Genomic DNA, 15,848 nt, shown 5'->3' on the forward strand with positions numbered 1-15,848 from the left:
TGGAAAGTCAATGTACAAGTATATTCCAGTAACTGAGACTGTAAGGATCAATAAAGAAATTCCAGTCATGAAACTACCTTTCATTTTGTATCGATGTAAACCGCTCATGCCTCAGAAAATAGTTAAACAGATGAAGGTCGTTTTGACATATCTAGCTCTGTACATGAAAAAAGATTATGGTGAGCAACACCTACCGATTAAAGGAGATGTAGCTTTGAAGGTGGGGGATGGCCATCATAAAGTGATTGACCTGAGTTCAAATCGAATTTACACCCTTTTTCGTGAGCGTGATAAAAAACTTGTCCTCGATCAATTGGGATTTGAAAATCATAGCGGCATGTATGAGGAGATCATCTCGATTAATTGCTCTGCACATATTATTGAAGCCATTTTTTACAATGGTCATCATCCTGATCTATGTGATCATTCTCTAAAGTATTTAAAGAAACTCAACAAGATGTTTTTGAACCTCCTATTGGAATCAGAATTAACTTCAATTGACGAAATCACCTATGTAAGAAAACTTCGAAAACAGTGCCTTGAACTTCTTATGAGAAACCAGAATAAAATGACGAGCCATCAATTTCGAATGATTAAGGAGTTCGTTGACGATACGTATGCACAATTCATGGAATGTGCATACGATGCAACAATCGATTTGACATTGAGCCATGGGGATGTGAAACAGGAAAATATCATCGAAATGAAAGGAGAATACAAATTAATTGATTGGGAGTTTTGCAAGTACCGTAATCCTTATTTTGATCTTCTCAAATTCATTACGAGGTACCCGATGTTTTCTCCTTTAATGACTCAAATCCACCATGAAGAAGCACACAACCTGAACAATACCTTAACGAATCGATCACGTTATTGTCTATTATTCTATTTGGAAGACATCGAGTTAAGATTGACTCAGTCAGAACATCGAGCATTTGCAAAGGATATCTCTAAAATCATCAGATTCATAAAAGTCATGAAAGAGGATCGACCATTTAGGGATTTTTAAACGCCTTTAACGTACTTTTGGATATGAACAAATTTTGAAAAGGTGTGAAAAGAATGATGGACATCTTAAACAAACTGAAGACTTTGTTCAATAAAAAAGAAAAGAACAAGATGATCCTTCTTTTTATAATGATGATCATAGCAGCTTCAGTGGAAACCCTAGGGATTGGTTTAATCGTTCCGTTCGTCAATATCATCACTAAACCTGATTTTATCAAGGAGAACGTCGTATTGGACAACATCTATACGCTTTTTGGATTCCAAACGTATACGTCCTTTGTCATTTTTTCAGTCGTTTGTTTACTGATGGTATATGTTTTGAAGAACGTTTATCTTTACTTTTTCAATCACATTCAATTCAAGTTCATTCTGAATCAAGAGGTAGTCTTATCACGAAAACTATTGTCTCAGTATTTAAGAAAACCTTATGTATTCCATATTGAGCAAAACTCTGCCAATCTTAATCGAAATATCAATAGTGAAGTATCAAAAGTGTTTCAAGGAATCATTATCGCTGGTTTTCAGCTTATAACAGAGGTGCTGGTCGTTATTTGCATCCTCGGATTGTTATTATTCGTGGCACCTTTAGCAACAGCTACAACTGTTCTTATAATGGGGAGTACAGTTTTTATCTTTTTCATCTCTTTCAAGAAAAAAATGAACATGATGGGAAAACAATACCAAGGAGTAAGCGGACTGGTAATCAAGTGGATCAACCAGGCTTTAGGTGCACTAAAAGAAATCAAAGTGAATGGTAAGGAAACCTTTTTCCTAGAGGCGTATACAAAACATAGCCAATTGAAGGCAGATACAACAAAATACAAAAAAATAATGGAACAAGTTCCACGGTTGGTAATCGAGTCTATACTCGTCTTTACTGTTTTACTTACAATGTTGATCACATTCTTCCAATATTCAGATACTAGTCAGATGGTAACAACTATGGCATTGTTCGCGATGGCAGCCTTCCGTCTAATGCCTTCCATAACACGAATACTAGCGTTGTTAACGACGGTACGTTACAATCAGCCAGCTCTCGATGTTGTTTACGAGGATCTTCTAAGCATGAAAGGTGATTCAACAGCGTCTGAGGATAATATAAAAGATGTAAAAGCCTGGAATGAAAAGTTCTTTACGAACGAAATACGTTTATCAGGCATTTGCTTTCGATACCCAAATCAACAGCAGCTAGCATTAAAGGATTTATCGTTGTCAATTCCTATCGGTGGATCCGTAGCAATCATCGGTCCTTCTGGATCAGGGAAGTCGACTTTATTGGATGTCATGCTCGGCCTGTTAGAGCCTGAATCAGGTTCCGTAATCATCGATGGGAAAAAACTCCGCTCTCAAGAAAAATTATGGAAGAAAAAAATCGGTTACATTCCGCAATCCATCTATTTAACAGACGATACGATAAGAAATAACATCGCATTTGGTATCTCTAAAGAACGTATTGATGATCATAAAATTTGGAGAGTACTTGAACAAGCTCAGTTGAAGGATTTTGTAGCAGGGCTTCCAGGTAAACTGAATGCTACGATTGGTGAAAGGGGAGTTAAACTATCAGGAGGGCAAAGACAACGGATCGGTATAGCCAGGGCCTTGTATCATGATCCGGAAATATTGTTCATGGATGAAGCTACCTCTGCACTTGATGACTCCACAGAAAAAGAAATCATGCGTGCAATTGATGGTTTAAAGGGAGACAAGACATTAATTATCATTGCACATCGGTTAAGTACAATCGAAAATTGCGACCTTGTCTTCAATATTAACGACGGCAAACTCGTATCAACAACAAAAAAAGTGAATATGATAAGCAGTTGATTATACTGCTAAACACCCCCGTATCGGTGGTGTTTTTTTATTTTCTATAGAAGGAGTGGATTATATCATGCTCGTACTCGTAACCGGGGGGACTGGATATATTGGAAGTCATACTTGCATTGAATTGATCAATGAGGGATTTGAGGTGGTGATTCTTGATAACTTATCGAACAGTTCATTTGAAGTCATACATCGTATCAAAGAAATAACAGGTAAGAAGCCTCATTTTATTCATGGCGATCTCTTGGATGAAAAGGAACTCCAAAAAGTGTTCAATGTATACGACATAGAAGCCGTTCTCCATTTTGCAGGTTTGAAAGCAGTAGGGGAGTCGGTCCATTTTCCACTTCGTTATTATCATAACAATGTTACAGGTACACTGAATTTGTCTAAGGCCATGCAAGAAACTGGAACAAAGAAGATGGTTTTCAGTTCTTCAGCTACTGTTTATAGTTTGCATGGAACTCCCCCTTTCAATGAAGAAACACCTTTGGGAGCGATGAATCCCTATGGAAGAACAAAGCAAATGGTAGAAGAGATGATGCATGATCTTTATCATGCGGATCCTGAATGGAGCATTTCTCTTCTAAGATATTTCAATCCAATAGGAGCACACCCAAGTGGATTGATAGGTGAGGATCCTCAAGGTCTTCCGAATAACCTGATTCCATATATCACTCAAGTCTGCGTCGGGAAACTTCCGTATTTGAACATCTATGGGAATGATTACGATACACATGATGGTACAGGGGTAAGAGATTATATCCATGTTTGTGATCTAGCTCGAGGTCACGTGTTAGCACTAAAGGACTTGTATAACAAGAGAGGCGTTTCAACTTATAACTTAGGTACTGGAAGAGGATATAGTGTCATGGAAATCGTTGAAACCTTTGAACGGATTACCGGAAATCGGATTCCATATCGATTCACGGAAAGAAGACCTGGAGATATACACGTTTGTCTTGCCGATCCGAATAAAGCAGCGCTTGAATTAGGCTGGCAAGCAGAAAAAGATTTGACGGAGATGTGCAAGGATACATGGAAATGGCAGAAAAACAATCCTGATGGTTATTCCACCGCAAAGAAAGTAGTCGTTACAAGCTGATTTGTCCCGCTATGTTCGTTATTAAGAATTAAAAAGCACGCCACTATATCGAAGAGGGTGATTGTATGATCCGTAAATTGAATGGGGAGCTTATTTCGTATATCCATAATCGAAAAGTGAGTTTAACGCACATTGAAGAGGATATCGGCTTGTTGAAAATCGACAATCAAACCGTGGGGAAATGTCCATTTTCATATACGAAATCGGAGATTGAAAAGGTAGAACAGATGGCAAAAACCAGAAGGGTATACATTGAAGACGATGAGGTCTTATATAAAGATTTGTCAGTTGGAACGTTAATTGACTACAAAGGGTAGGTTTGAATATTAAAAATGAAGCATTGCGAGTCTTCAATATGACTTGCAATGCTTCATTTTGTTTCTTGTTTCTTTTTCCACTTGTTAAATTCCAAAAAGTCTTTGAAATCATCTTTTGATATTCCGGATGCCATCGCTTCATGAACAAGATCGAGCCATTCATCGTCGAGCGATTCATCATCGTTTGTTTTTGCAGGTTCGTCTAACAAAGCTTCCAATGGAACATGTAGAACTTTCGAAACCTTCTCCAGGAACTGTATGGAAGGGTTTGATTGAATATTACGTTCAATGGAACTTAGATATGATTTGGCTATTCCAGCTTTCTCAGCTAGTTCGGTTAAAGATAAGCCATTTCGATTTCTGTAATATTTTAATCGGTCTCCTATCATAATTAACTCCTTAAATCCTTTATTACTACTCACAAACCATTATATCATATTTATGTACCATAAGGTTAAGCAACTAACTTTTATTACTTACTTGACCTGTTGAAAGAGTCTTTATGAATGATCGGACTTCAGCTACCGTAAATCCTTGGCGTTTCGCTTCCTTAATTAAATTTACCCATTGCATGTCCAGGTTGTCAGATTGACTTCTCTCACTCATTAGAGATTCCCTCCTTCGAACACTCTCCCTCATGGTAGTCCAGCCCTCATAGTATAAGAACCTTAGATCTGTGACTTTGCGTCCCCGCTTTTCAACGGGTTTGCCGTTTAACAGAGAGGTTGTCCGGATTTTATCTTATTACTATGATATGACAGAGATGATACAAAAGTTGTAGTTCCGCGTAAGAAAAAACTTCTATTTTTGTCGAATGGACATAGAACATCCGACAAAATGCCCTGTTAATTCCCTTTAACTACCTTTTACTTCCCCTTTAGTCGTAATGTTAAAACCTTTATTTTCCAATCGAGCAACCTATTATTTTCGAATCTTTTGTATTTGCGTGGTCTGCTTTACAAAAGGAATGATACTCGTTATAATAAAATTCCTGCATTGTTAGTGACACGTTTATGTCTTAAACCGATGTCATGACATAGGGAACCCTAGATCTCAATCTGGACGTCATGCCGTTATTCGGAAGACGAAAGGATTGATGCGGGTACCCACCTGCCAATAGTGGGTTTATGAGTCATGAAGTGTCACGGCAAGTGCGGGATACATATAACATTTACAAAGTGAGCCGGCTTCTATCAGAATTACATGGAGGCTGGCTCTTCTTATTTGTAGGATATGATACAATTGGATTGGGTATGTCCATTGCAAAGGGGATTTTATGATGAAAAATCGATTTATAATTATAGATGGATTCAATTTGTTGAGCAGATGTTATTTTGCAACGAGCTATGGTCGAGAGGACCATGAATTAACGACGAACAGCGCAGGGCTATATACGAATGCACTACGGGTGAAGATTCAGAAGCTGCTTAATCTCATTGAGGAGTATGAGCCTTCTCATTTTGCGATTGCATGGGATGTGAAGCGGGAAGAAACCCTTCGCCGACAGCGATATGCAGATTATAAGGATACAAGGAATGAACTTCCTGAACCATTGATCCAACAATATAATACAGTCACAGAAGTATTTGACATCATCGGCATTCCGCAGCTCACGATCAGCCCTTATGAAGCGGATGATATTATGGGAACCTTATCAAGGCGGTGGTCGGAGGAAATGGATGGCGATTGCTTCATCTACAGCAACGATCGCGACCTACTTCAACTACTGACCGATAAAGTATCACAAATCATTGCAAAGAAAAAAGAAGAAAATCCATATACACTCAAACATTTTACTGATGAATATGGCATCCAGCCTAACCAGTGGATTGATGTGAAGGCATTACTTGGAGATAAAAGTGATAATATCCCTGGTGTCCATGGTGTTGGTGAAAAAGCTGCATTACCGATGATCCAACAATATGGATCTGTTGAAGCGATTTATGAAGAAGAAGAATTGGACCCGATTTTCAAGAGATACAGGAAGCAGATTGAGGCAGGCCGTGATATGGCGATACTAAGTAAAGAACTTGTCACAATTGATACGCAAATCCCATTATTGAATGAAACACCTTGGGATGGATTTGCGATGAGGCTGGATCGAGAAAAATTGAAACAGGAAGTGGATCGTCTCGAATTACGGATCAGAATGTAGAAAAGATAAAAGAGCTGACTAAAAAGTATGGTAAAACGTCCTTTTTAGTCAGCTCTAATTTTTGTAATCATATAAGAATAGGCCAGACCATAAGGTCCACCTCATTCTTTATTCAGATGAATCGCTTCACGAGCCAGTTTATCAGCGTTTTTATTTTGGGAGCTCGGAATCCATTTTATAAAAAAGAGATCCAGTTCATCTTTCAGGACGAGGACCTGTTGAAGTAATGGCTGATAAAGATTTTTCTTCACGTATTCTTTTTCGACTGCTTGTTCCACGAGCTGTGAATCTGTTCGGAAAGACACGATTTGATAGCCATTTTCAATACATATTTTCAATGCATGGATAAGTGCGTGATATTCCGCTTCATGGTTGGTCATTCTTCCCAAAGGGATGGAAAAAGATTTTGCACCCTCCGGTGTCCCTTTTATGAAAATTCCGGCGCCTGATGGACCTGGATTTCCTGAGCTTGCACCATCTACATAAACATCAATCATACAATCACCTGTTATTATTGATAAGGTTTATTTTAACATACAAGTTGGGAATAGCTACTACCGTATCTGAATGTAGACCGTTCACGGTCTGTTTGTTTTTGATCTGTACGAAGTTTTTTAAAAGAGGATGATCTTTATAGGAAATGATTCTCGTCATCCTCTTTATAAAAAGGAGGTTCACGCGATGAGGCTGGAGAATAGTAGAGTGATGGCATTGGTTGAAAACGATTTTGAAGACCTTGAGCTATGGTACCCCGTATTGCGGTTACGTGAGGAGGGGGTGACCGTCCATATTGTCGGTGCCGAAGAGAACAAAGAATATAAAGGGAAATACGGCGTTCCGGCAGTAGCCGACTACAGTTATGAAGACGTAAACTATTATGAGTACGATGGCATTCTTGTCCCAGGTGGTTGGGCTCCAGACAAACTTCGTCGAGATAAAAAAGTCATTGAAATCGTACAATATATGAATGACCAGAAACGAACAATCGGGCAGATCTGTCATGCAGGCTGGGTATTGATCTCAGCGAATATCCTGAAAGACAAAGTGGTGACGAGTACGCCAGGAATAAAAGATGATATGAAAAATGCAGGTGCAATCTGGCGAGATGAAGCCGTGACGGTCGATGGACATATCGTTTCCAGCCGCCGGCCACCGGATTTACCGGATTATACGCGGGAGCTCATCAAGGTGCTAGAAGAAAACAACCGAGATTAACCACTCCTTCGCGGGTGGTTTTCTCTTTTATTCGTGGTATATGGTTTCTTTTTATCAATAAAATAAAACTAGAAAAGGCATACTGAAAGTAAATGAACACACAGGAGTGAGACAAGTGGAAAGAAGGGTTGTGACAGAAGAAATTGAATGGACATTAAAGACGTATTGCAGGGATTGTTTTGTATGTGAAGCGTTTAAAAAGGACTATGGGAAGAATTACGCGCAAAGCTTTTGCAACCGAGATTGTTCAATCGGTAAAAGACTTCAGATGCTTGGGGAATCATTATCCTCGAAAAGAGTAGAAGGATAACGGATTTTCTGTTACTTTTGCTCCACATCCTCGCATTTATGGTAAAATAAACGTATCATTTTCAGATAGAGGGTAGGGCAAAAGATATATGCATCATAACTCGACAGGAGAATTCATCCAGTTTCTGAGTAGCAAAGGCTTCCACCTAAGCGATGATGACATCGCGTTCATCTATTTTGGGAAAAAGTATACGGATGCACCAGATGAGCTGGTCAACGTTGCGATTGAAACGACGTTGAAGGTACAAGTCTCATTTGATGGAAGCTATTACATCGCTTTGTTAGAGGCGATGAAACAATCGGGTGCTCAAACTCAATATGAAGCGAAACGATTTGTGCGTAGGGAAGAGATCGTTCCGAATACATAAGAAGAACAGCATGAAGGCTATGCTGTTTTTTACATTTTTAAGCCAAAGATCTTTAAGGGGTTGAGAATAGATGCTCGAATCGATTGAAACGTTTGTAAAGGGAAGGATGCAGGGGGATTCAACGGGCCACGATTGGTTTCACGTAGACAGAGTTCGGAAGTTAGCCCTGCATATCGGGGAAATAGAAAGAGCCGATTTGATGATTTGTGAGACGGCTGCACTGGTCCACGATCTAATTGATGATAAGCTCATTTCCGATGAAGGGGCTGCTTTGGATGAAGTCGTTCAATTACTTCGGAATAATGGAATGAACTCAGATGATTTGGACCATGTTGTAGAAATCATCACGACAATGTCGTTTAGCAGTAACAGTGGAGCAGGGATGAGCACACTTGAAGGGAAGGTCGTCCAGGATGCCGATCGATTGGATGCTTTAGGTGCAATCGGAATCGCAAGAACATTTATGTTTGCGGGCGCAAAAAGTGAGGCGATGTACAATCCGGAAATTGAAGCTCGAACTGGAACGATGTCCAAAGATGAGTATCGTGAAGGGGAAAGTACCGCCATAAACCATTTCTATGAGAAATTATTCAAGCTAAAGGATTTGATGAATACAGAAGAAGGCAGACGAATAGCAGACAATCGTCATCGCAATATGGAACGGTTCGTAGACCAATTCGTAACAGAGTGGGACGGAAAGGATGTCGAATGAATAAGAGGATGACCACCAGATCATCCTCTTCCATACATTCTTATTCAGCTGGACGCGGTCCCGCATCCATGTCGGAGTTTTCTTCTGTCATGACAGGTTGAACAGTTACGTCCTCATATACACGAACTTGACACGATAGACGAAGACCCTCTTGAATCCCCTTTTTAGAAAAGGCTTCTTGCTCAATGTCAGTCAGTTCTCCGAAGTCACCGTTCTCAACTTCGACTCGGCAAGTGGTACATTTCGCTTTTCCCCCGCAACGGTGGAGGATGTTGATTCCATTGTCTTCAAGAGCAAGGACGAGCTTTTTTCCTTCTTCTACTTCAAATGTTCCATGGTCTGGTACCGTAACTTTTGGCATGATCTTCCTCCTTTAGAGATTGATTCCTGTTTATTATACTATACCATTACCTGAACCATACAACGCTAAACCAGTGAAAGGAAAGATGACTGATGGAAAAAACACTTGATCATATCGGTATTGCAGTCCGTGATTTAGATGAAGCGCTCGAGTTTTATATTGAAATACTTGGAGGTGAGCTTGAGCATCGCTATACAAGTGAAACCCCAGGTGTTGAAGTACATGTGGCAGCGGTAAATGTGAATGGGGATCTGATTGAACTCCTACAACCTACTTCCCACTCATCACCTGTCGCTCGGTTCATCCGGCAAAAAGGAAAAGGGGTCCACCATATCGCATACCGGGTCCCAGACCTGCCTAAAGCCATTGAAGAAAGCCGAAAACAAGGAATCCGTTTTCTTGAAGATACGTATCGAACGAATCAATTAGGCAGAAGACTCATCTACCTGAATCCTGCCTCCACCCAAGGAACCATTATCGAATTTTGCGATTATCCGAAGCGATGATTCTGCTATAATGGGGAAGAATAGAAAGACAAAGCATGCAAAGGAAGTTGAATAGATGAACACTTTAGAAGTCGGAAACATTGTAAATTTGATTGTAGCCCGAAAGACAGAGCTTGGTTATATGCTCACGAATGCAAAACGAGAGGAAGTATTTCTCCATCATTCTGAAACGAATAAAGAGCTTGAGGAAAATGAAAAGGTCCAGGTATTCCTTTATCACGATCACGAAGGTCGGCTAGCTGCAACGACTACGATGCCATTCATTGATATGAACAGTATTGCATGGCTTGAAGTTGTTGGGGTCCAGCCGAAGTTAGGCGTCTTTATGGATATCGGAATCAAAAAGGACGTTCTTTTGTCTAAGGACGACCTCCCGAAGGGCCGGACTTTATGGCCGAAGGAAGGTGACAAGCTGTATTGCGGGCTAAGAACCGATAAAAACGGTCGACTGTTTGCGGATCTTGCTACGTATGAGGAAATTGAAACCCTTTCTGAGCCTGCGCCTGAAAGTTTGCGAAATCAGTACATAACAGGATATGTGTATCGATTCAACGAAAATGGCGCGCTCCTTTTCACAGATGATCGATATATTGCTTTTTTACATGAAGACGAAGGGGATAAGCCTCTTCGGATCGGACAGCGTCTTCAGGTGCGTGTAACGTTTATTCGAGAGGATGGCCGGGTCAATGTATCCTTGAAAGCCCCGAAGGAAATTGCGTATGAGGAAGATTCCGAACGCATTCTCCAATACATTGAAGAGCAAGGTGGATCCATGTCTTTGAACGATAAATCAAATCCAGATGAAATCAAGCAAGTGTTCGGGATGTCGAAAGCCGCGTTCAAGCGTGCAATGGGGAAATTACTGAAAGAGAAGAAAGTGGAGCAGACACCTGAAGGCACAAAAATAAAATAACCAATCGTATATGAAAGTGCTTTCATTTTCAAAAGAGTATTGTTATCTTTGAAATGGAAGGCACGATTGACCGTGCTGTCGTATAAATAGAAATCGTGAAAAGGTGGAGGAACGTCAAATGGTTGAAAATACGAAAGTGAAATCAGACATTGAGATCGCCCAAGAGGCGAAACTTTTACCAATTCAAGAAATTGCGGAACAGTTGGATCTGACGGAAGAGGAATGGGAACCATACGGGCGTTACAAGGCAAAGATTTCATTAGATGTGATGGATCGGTTGAAAGATACGAAAGATGGAAAAGTGGTGCTCGTAACATCCATCAACCCTACACCTGCAGGGGAAGGGAAATCTACCGTAACGGTCGGCTTAGGACAAGCGCTGAACAAAATTGGGAAAAAAGCGGTGATCGCTTTACGTGAGCCATCACTTGGTCCGAGCATGGGAATCAAAGGTGGAGCGGCAGGAGGTGGATACTCCCAGGTTATGCCGATGGAGGAAATCAATCTTCACTTCACTGGAGATATCCACGCAATCACGACGGCTAACAACGCGTTATCTGCGTTAATCGATAACCATATCCACCAGGGGAATGAATTGAACATCGATTCACGCCGGATCGTTTGGAAGCGTGCGATTGATATGAACGATCGAGCGTTGCGCAATGTCGTAGTCGGTTTAGGTGGTGCTGTCCAAGGTGTACCACGTGAGGATGGATTTGATATTACGGTCGCATCAGAGATCATGGCGATCTTCTGCCTGGCACGCAACGTCCGTGACTTGAAAGAACGCTTATCTCGCATGGTTGTTGCCTATGATGTGAACAAAGAACCGGTTACGGTAAAAGATTTAGGTGTAGAAGGAGCCCTGACGCTTCTGTTGAAAGATGCAATCAAACCGAATCTTGTGCAGACGTTAGAAAACACGCCAGCTCTCATTCATGGTGGACCATTCGCGAATATTGCCCATGGATGCAACAGTGTCATTGCAACCAAAATGGCTTCAAAGCTGGGCGATTATGTCGTTACTGAATCCGGATTTGGAGCAGACCTTGGAGCTGAGAAGTTTTTAGATATCAAAGCGCGGTACGGTGAAATCGATCCGAACCTCGTTGTCGTCGTTGCCACAGTCCGTGCTCTGAAAATGCATGGCGGGGTCCCGAAGGATCAACTTGAGAAAGAAGACTTAGGGGCATTGGAAAAAGGGATGGTCAACCTCGAAAAGCATATTGAAACGGTTAAAGCATTCGGTTTGCCATTTGTCGTTGCATTGAACCACTTCGTGAAAGATACGGATCGTGAAGTGGAATATGTGAAAGAATGGTGTGCAAAGAAAGGTGTAGAAGTAGCCGTAGCAAAAGTATGGGCTGACGGTGGTAAAGGCGGCGAAGAGCTCGCTCAGAAGGTCGTTGATATGATAGAGACAGCTGAGAACAACTACAAGCCGCTCTACACATTGGACCAACCGCTAGAGGAAAAGATCGAAACCATTGCAAAGACAGTCTACGGTGCAGAAGGCGTCGATTTCGCCAAAAAAGCGCAAAAACAATTGAAGGAATACGCTGATCTCGGGTGGGATAACCTTCCTGTTTGTATGGCGAAATCCCAATATTCCTTATCAGATGATCCAACGTTGCTTGGACGTCCTGAAGGGTTCCGAATTCAAATACGCGAGCTGAAAGCATCCATCGGTGCAGGGTTCATCGTTGCACTCACGGGTAACGTCATGACGATGCCAGGTCTGCCGAAAAAGCCTGCAGCACTCAACATGGACGTTTCGGATGATGGAAAAGCTGAAGGTCTATTCTAGAAATTAAATTTGAGAGGACTGACATTCGAGTCAGTCCTTTTCATATATGTAGATCAATTCACAAGAACTTCAATAAGTTTACCTGTTATAATGAATTTAGAATTCAAAAGGGGGTAATCGAGTCGTGAAAGCACTAGTGGTGATCGATTATACAAATGATTTTGTTGCTGATGACGGTAGATTAACGTGCGGTGAGCCTGGTCAAGCGATTGAAGCGCGTATTACAGAATTGACGAAAGCTTTTGTAGATGCAGGTGAGTTTGTCGTTTTCGCAGTAGATGTACATGACGAAAATGATCCGCATCATCCTGAAACCAATCTGTTCCCGCCTCATAATATCCGCGGTACTGCGGGACGTAATCAATATGGAAGTCTAGGTAAGTTGTATGAAGGCGTGAAAGAGCGGGTTTATTGGATGGATAAAACCCGTTACAGTGCTTTTGCAGGGACAGATCTTGAATTGAAGCTCCGTGAACGGGGGATCCAGGAACTTCATCTCGCGGGCGTTTGCACGGATATTTGTGTTTTGCATACAGCAATTGATGCGTATAACAAAGGGTTTAAGATCGTTGTCCATGAAGATGCGGTTCAAAGTTTCAATCAATCTGGTCACGAATGGGCACTCGATCACTTTAAAAACACTCTCGGTGCAGAAGTTGTAAAGGCGGCTCAAGGAACGAATGCCAGCAAGTAATTTTGAAAACGTGAAAAAGGCTCTTGATGTTGTTTTGGAAGACTGGTCGCTTATGCAGAACACCACAGGTGATGAAGGAGCGGAATGGGCAGAGCGGTTCGAGCGTCATTTTTATGAGATGATCGAGGAGCTGCATGATTGGTATGAAAATATGGAGCAAAAACCGAACCGATATGAAGCCTTGGAGTCTATGCCAGAAATCGTTGAAATCCAAGAAAAGCTTCCCGGTCCATTAGAGTTGAATTTTCTGACTGAACTTGAAGATATGTATGATGGAGTGGAAAAGAAATCATACGATTGAAAAAACCTGATCTCTCTTTTTTGAGATCAGGTTTTTTTATGTCTTGAAACGTTCAACTATACACCAGGCGGGATATATAAGTTAAGGAATACGAAAACAGAAAGATTACCGACGTCCACTAACATGTGAGAGTAAACGGACCACCTCAGGCTCCCGGTTTTGTAACGGATCATGGCCCAGATGATGCCCATGACGAAAAGCGATATGTACATTTGATACGAACGGTTTGCAAGGGAAAAGACTCCCCACATAAGTGGATGGCTCAATACGAATAAAATCGTTGAATAGGCAACAATCAACCAACGCGGAAACGTTTGGCCTGCATCAAGCAGTAAGCCGCGCCAATATCCCTCTTCGAACCAAGGATTGATTAGTGCGAAGACGAATAGGAAGACTGTCCATTTTGGATAGTCGATTAAAAGATTCAGATTCGGGAGCAATATACCCAATGAGGGAAATACTCCGATCGCTAAACCGATGATCAGCCATTTTCGGAGCATTTTTGGCTTTTTGAACCAATCCCTTATATTTTCATTCGGTGCGAAAATAACTTTTACCAAACCCGTCAATCCCCAATAGGATAGAGCTGTGATGAGCCAGCAATAATCAGGATAGGTTTTGTAAGTAAGTGTAGCAATGAAATGAACAAAACCGATTATAAATAGTGGGGATAATAAGACCATTGTACTGGTACGGTTGTTAAGATAAATAAGCTCACCTCATAACATTAGCATTAGTTGAATTGGTCCCACCCGTAGGCAATCAACCTGTGTTCATTTCCTTCTAGCCTCTGGTGGTCGTCTGCTATAACAATTCCACCCATCTTCTCATAAAAATGTTTCGATGTATTTCCTTCAAGTACCCAAACGACCATCGATTGCCAGCTGCGTCCTACGAATTCCTCCTGTGCTTTTGCGAACAAGTTCCTTCCGATCCCTTTGTTCTGATACTCTTTCAACAGATACATCGCATAGATTTCAGCCTCGAAGGGGAGTTTCTTTGAACGACTTTTCCCCCCATTTATAAATCCGACGATTTTCCCTTCGGCTTCTGCTACATATATGAACGAATCTGCTTGTGCTAAATTTTGTCTCCATTGCTCCACCTTATTTTCAACAGAGAGGGATTGCAGGAAGTGATCTGAAAACACCCCCTGATAGGTCGTTCTCCAGCTTGAAACATGGATTTCAGCGACTTGTAATACGTCGTCATAGTTGGCTCTTCTTATCAAACTACCACCCCTATCTACTAAATTATGGAATAATTAATACCAACTATGATACCCTGAGAAACAGAGTTTGCAAAGAGGTATATGGGAATTAATTGAGAAAAAATTAGAACTCTTCCATCCCAGTTGCTAAACATGCAGCTGGTTTTTTGTTTAATCCATGATTAGCAAATTGCTCGCCAGTTGAATAGGATATACCATGCATGACAATCGCCTAGCGTCCGACAAGAAAGAGGGAATAACATGTTTGATACGATAGAGCCGGTCAAAGTCATCACGATTAAGAAGGAACAGGAACACGTAAAGGTGTCTTATCCGAAAATTGTCAATATGAAAGATAAACAGGTCGAACAAGCAATCAATCATAAAATTCGTGAGCTGGTTATGTATTTGGAGGAGGAAGGGAATCTGCCAGACACGACAGTCGATATCCGTTATACGGATAAGGTGAACCGAAATGGTGTCTACAGTGTGGTCTTTGTTCTATTTTATTACACTGAACATGCCGCCCATCCGATGGAAATCCAAAAGGCATTGACGTTTTCAACGTTGACAGGGAAGTGCTATTCATTTTCAGATCTCTTTCAACCGAACAGCTACTATAAAACAAGGTTGACCCGTTATGTGAAAGGGTTCGTAAAAGATGAAAACATCCAGCTGATCCATGAGATACAACCTGTATCCGATGAGCAGGAATTCTATTTAACAAATGATTCATTGGTGCTCTTTTACCAGTTGTACACGTATACCCCTTATGTCTATGGTTTTCTGGAAGTCCCGATCCCTCTAAATGATGTCCGATCGATGTCTACCATTGACAGTCCAATTCGACAATTGACATCGCGGTAGCGTATAAGCCTATTCAGACGCGGTTCCCAAAGCATGTGGAAACGTCTGAATGGGTTTATGATTGTGATTTTACAGGCTTATCTATATGAGGAATTTTAGGAGAAAGCAGGATTTGTGATACAATAGACGTTATGGATAAAGTAAATTCCGAACGTCTGTAGTTAGGAGTTCGT

Annotated in this window: 21 protein-coding genes, 1 other RNA gene and 1 riboswitch; of the genes, 16 read left to right on the plus strand and 6 right to left on the minus strand. The window is 41.1% G+C overall.

What is annotated here, in order from left to right; translation table 11 throughout:
• Window positions 1-10: 10 nt before the first annotated feature.
• The 4 genes from V1497_RS09270 (at window position 11) to V1497_RS09285 (ending at window position 4,257) form a co-directional block, all read left to right on the plus strand.
• The gene (locus V1497_RS09270; RefSeq protein ID WP_349410686.1) at window positions 11-1,009 is read left to right on the plus strand and encodes a hypothetical protein; all 999 of its coding nucleotides are present in this window, start codon (window positions 11-13) and stop codon (window positions 1,007-1,009) included.
• A 53-nt stretch (window positions 1,010-1,062) separates the two neighbouring features.
• Window positions 1,063-2,835: an ABC transporter ATP-binding protein gene (locus V1497_RS09275; RefSeq protein WP_349410687.1), complete on the plus strand. Its 1,773-nt coding sequence runs from the start codon at window positions 1,063-1,065 to the stop codon at window positions 2,833-2,835.
• 67 nt (window positions 2,836-2,902) lie between these two features.
• Window positions 2,903-3,940, plus strand: coding sequence for a UDP-glucose 4-epimerase GalE (gene galE / locus V1497_RS09280; protein WP_349410688.1), 1,038 nt, complete (start codon window positions 2,903-2,905; stop codon window positions 3,938-3,940).
• A 65-nt stretch (window positions 3,941-4,005) separates the two neighbouring features.
• Window positions 4,006-4,257: a hypothetical protein gene (locus tag V1497_RS09285; protein ID WP_349410689.1), complete on the plus strand. Its 252-nt coding sequence runs from the start codon at window positions 4,006-4,008 to the stop codon at window positions 4,255-4,257.
• Window positions 4,258-4,310: 53 nt separating this feature from the next.
• Here the strand turns inward: V1497_RS09285 and V1497_RS09290 are convergent, their stop codons facing one another.
• Entirely contained in the window at window positions 4,311-4,646 is a 336-nt protein-coding gene (locus tag V1497_RS09290) for a helix-turn-helix domain-containing protein (protein WP_349410690.1), read from the minus strand.
• A gap of 73 nt (window positions 4,647-4,719) precedes the next feature.
• A complete protein-coding gene (locus V1497_RS09295) occupies window positions 4,720-4,863 on the minus strand; it encodes an anti-repressor SinI family protein (RefSeq protein ID WP_349410691.1) in 144 nt (47 codons plus the stop codon).
• A gap of 30 nt (window positions 4,864-4,893) precedes the next feature.
• A riboswitch (cyclic di-GMP riboswitch) is annotated at window positions 4,894-4,978 on the minus strand.
• 264 nt (window positions 4,979-5,242) lie between these two features.
• On the opposite strand from V1497_RS09295, the gene ssrS reads away from it, so the two are divergent.
• Together ssrS and V1497_RS09305 are read left to right on the plus strand one after the other, a co-directional pair.
• Window positions 5,243-5,421: non-coding RNA, 6S RNA (gene ssrS / locus V1497_RS09300), on the plus strand.
• A gap of 115 nt (window positions 5,422-5,536) precedes the next feature.
• Window positions 5,537-6,412: a 5'-3' exonuclease gene (locus V1497_RS09305; protein ID WP_414703638.1), complete on the plus strand. Its 876-nt coding sequence runs from the start codon at window positions 5,537-5,539 to the stop codon at window positions 6,410-6,412.
• Between the two features lie 101 nt (window positions 6,413-6,513).
• On the opposite strand, the gene V1497_RS09310 is transcribed toward V1497_RS09305, so the two are convergent.
• Window positions 6,514-6,909, minus strand: coding sequence for a reverse transcriptase-like protein (locus tag V1497_RS09310; RefSeq protein WP_349410693.1), 396 nt, complete (start codon window positions 6,907-6,909; stop codon window positions 6,514-6,516).
• Between the two features lie 184 nt (window positions 6,910-7,093).
• Between V1497_RS09310 and V1497_RS09315 the strand changes: the two genes are divergently transcribed.
• The 4 genes from V1497_RS09315 (at window position 7,094) to V1497_RS09330 (ending at window position 9,016) form a co-directional block, all read left to right on the plus strand.
• The gene (locus V1497_RS09315) at window positions 7,094-7,627 is read left to right on the plus strand and encodes a type 1 glutamine amidotransferase domain-containing protein (protein WP_349410694.1); all 534 of its coding nucleotides are present in this window, start codon (window positions 7,094-7,096) and stop codon (window positions 7,625-7,627) included.
• Window positions 7,628-7,742: 115 nt separating this feature from the next.
• Window positions 7,743-7,937, plus strand: coding sequence for a zinc-finger domain-containing protein (locus V1497_RS09320; RefSeq protein ID WP_349410695.1), 195 nt, complete (start codon window positions 7,743-7,745; stop codon window positions 7,935-7,937).
• 88 nt (window positions 7,938-8,025) lie between these two features.
• Window positions 8,026-8,304, plus strand: a complete 279-nt coding sequence (locus V1497_RS09325; protein ID WP_349410696.1) for a DUF6123 family protein — start codon at window positions 8,026-8,028, stop codon at window positions 8,302-8,304.
• 70 nt (window positions 8,305-8,374) lie between these two features.
• Window positions 8,375-9,016, plus strand: coding sequence for an HD domain-containing protein (locus V1497_RS09330; protein WP_349410697.1), 642 nt, complete (start codon window positions 8,375-8,377; stop codon window positions 9,014-9,016).
• A 40-nt stretch (window positions 9,017-9,056) separates the two neighbouring features.
• On the opposite strand, the gene V1497_RS09335 is transcribed toward V1497_RS09330, so the two are convergent.
• Complete coding sequence (locus V1497_RS09335) at window positions 9,057-9,377, minus strand: 2Fe-2S iron-sulfur cluster-binding protein (protein ID WP_349410698.1); 321 nt, start codon at window positions 9,375-9,377, stop codon at window positions 9,057-9,059.
• A 92-nt stretch (window positions 9,378-9,469) separates the two neighbouring features.
• On the opposite strand from V1497_RS09335, the gene V1497_RS09340 reads away from it, so the two are divergent.
• From V1497_RS09340 to V1497_RS09360, 5 genes are all read left to right on the plus strand, one after another.
• A complete protein-coding gene (locus V1497_RS09340; protein WP_349410699.1) occupies window positions 9,470-9,883 on the plus strand; it encodes a VOC family protein in 414 nt (137 codons plus the stop codon).
• Window positions 9,884-9,938: 55 nt separating this feature from the next.
• Window positions 9,939-10,796, plus strand: coding sequence for a S1 RNA-binding domain-containing protein (locus tag V1497_RS09345; RefSeq protein ID WP_349410700.1), 858 nt, complete (start codon window positions 9,939-9,941; stop codon window positions 10,794-10,796).
• Between the two features lie 118 nt (window positions 10,797-10,914).
• The gene (locus V1497_RS09350) at window positions 10,915-12,603 is read left to right on the plus strand and encodes a formate--tetrahydrofolate ligase (RefSeq protein ID WP_349410701.1); all 1,689 of its coding nucleotides are present in this window, start codon (window positions 10,915-10,917) and stop codon (window positions 12,601-12,603) included.
• Window positions 12,604-12,727: 124 nt separating this feature from the next.
• On the plus strand, window positions 12,728-13,297 hold the full coding sequence (locus tag V1497_RS09355) for an isochorismatase family cysteine hydrolase (RefSeq protein ID WP_349410702.1): 570 nt from the start codon (window positions 12,728-12,730) through the stop codon (window positions 13,295-13,297).
• Window positions 13,284-13,598, plus strand: a complete 315-nt coding sequence (locus V1497_RS09360; RefSeq protein ID WP_349410703.1) for a hypothetical protein — start codon at window positions 13,284-13,286, stop codon at window positions 13,596-13,598. Before V1497_RS09355 ends, V1497_RS09360 begins: the two co-directional genes overlap by 14 nt.
• A gap of 56 nt (window positions 13,599-13,654) precedes the next feature.
• On the opposite strand, the gene V1497_RS09365 is transcribed toward V1497_RS09360, so the two are convergent.
• Both V1497_RS09365 and V1497_RS09370 read right to left on the minus strand, forming a co-directional pair.
• The gene (locus V1497_RS09365) at window positions 13,655-14,158 is read right to left on the minus strand and encodes a CPBP family intramembrane glutamic endopeptidase (RefSeq protein WP_349410704.1); all 504 of its coding nucleotides are present in this window, start codon (window positions 14,156-14,158) and stop codon (window positions 13,655-13,657) included.
• A gap of 173 nt (window positions 14,159-14,331) precedes the next feature.
• Window positions 14,332-14,829, minus strand: a complete 498-nt coding sequence (locus tag V1497_RS09370; RefSeq protein WP_349410705.1) for a GNAT family N-acetyltransferase — start codon at window positions 14,827-14,829, stop codon at window positions 14,332-14,334.
• Between the two features lie 240 nt (window positions 14,830-15,069).
• Between V1497_RS09370 and V1497_RS09375 the strand changes: the two genes are divergently transcribed.
• Window positions 15,070-15,675 (plus strand): DUF3298 and DUF4163 domain-containing protein, encoded by a 606-nt coding sequence (locus V1497_RS09375; RefSeq protein WP_349410706.1) that lies wholly within the window; start codon window positions 15,070-15,072, stop codon window positions 15,673-15,675.
• Window positions 15,676-15,848: the final 173 nt, after the last annotated feature.

Source organism: Pseudalkalibacillus sp. SCS-8, assembly GCF_040126055.1.
Classification (GTDB): domain Bacteria; phylum Bacillota; class Bacilli; order Bacillales; family Fictibacillaceae; genus Pseudalkalibacillus; species Pseudalkalibacillus nanhaiensis.

Coding starts and splice junctions, on each gene's coding strand:
- V1497_RS09270 (WP_349410686.1), top strand. CDS start 11: ATGTACAAGTATATTCCAGTAACTGAGACTGTAAGGATCAATAAAGAA.
- V1497_RS09275 (WP_349410687.1), top strand. CDS start 1,063: ATGATGGACATCTTAAACAAACTGAAGACTTTGTTCAATAAAAAAGAA.
- galE (WP_349410688.1), top strand. CDS start 2,903: ATGCTCGTACTCGTAACCGGGGGGACTGGATATATTGGAAGTCATACT.
- V1497_RS09285 (WP_349410689.1), top strand. CDS start 4,006: ATGATCCGTAAATTGAATGGGGAGCTTATTTCGTATATCCATAATCGA.
- V1497_RS09290 (WP_349410690.1), bottom strand. CDS start 4,646: ATGATAGGAGACCGATTAAAATATTACAGAAATCGAAATGGCTTATCT.
- V1497_RS09295 (WP_349410691.1), bottom strand. CDS start 4,863: ATGAGTGAGAGAAGTCAATCTGACAACCTGGACATGCAATGGGTAAAT.
- V1497_RS09305 (WP_414703638.1), top strand. CDS start 5,537: ATGAAAAATCGATTTATAATTATAGATGGATTCAATTTGTTGAGCAGA.
- V1497_RS09310 (WP_349410693.1), bottom strand. CDS start 6,909: ATGATTGATGTTTATGTAGATGGTGCAAGCTCAGGAAATCCAGGTCCA.
- V1497_RS09315 (WP_349410694.1), top strand. CDS start 7,094: ATGAGGCTGGAGAATAGTAGAGTGATGGCATTGGTTGAAAACGATTTT.
- V1497_RS09325 (WP_349410696.1), top strand. CDS start 8,026: ATGCATCATAACTCGACAGGAGAATTCATCCAGTTTCTGAGTAGCAAA.
- V1497_RS09330 (WP_349410697.1), top strand. CDS start 8,375: ATGCTCGAATCGATTGAAACGTTTGTAAAGGGAAGGATGCAGGGGGAT.
- V1497_RS09335 (WP_349410698.1), bottom strand. CDS start 9,377: ATGCCAAAAGTTACGGTACCAGACCATGGAACATTTGAAGTAGAAGAA.
- V1497_RS09340 (WP_349410699.1), top strand. CDS start 9,470: ATGGAAAAAACACTTGATCATATCGGTATTGCAGTCCGTGATTTAGAT.
- V1497_RS09345 (WP_349410700.1), top strand. CDS start 9,939: ATGAACACTTTAGAAGTCGGAAACATTGTAAATTTGATTGTAGCCCGA.
- V1497_RS09350 (WP_349410701.1), top strand. CDS start 10,915: ATGGTTGAAAATACGAAAGTGAAATCAGACATTGAGATCGCCCAAGAG.
- V1497_RS09360 (WP_349410703.1), top strand. CDS start 13,284: ATGCCAGCAAGTAATTTTGAAAACGTGAAAAAGGCTCTTGATGTTGTT.
- V1497_RS09375 (WP_349410706.1), top strand. CDS start 15,070: ATGTTTGATACGATAGAGCCGGTCAAAGTCATCACGATTAAGAAGGAA.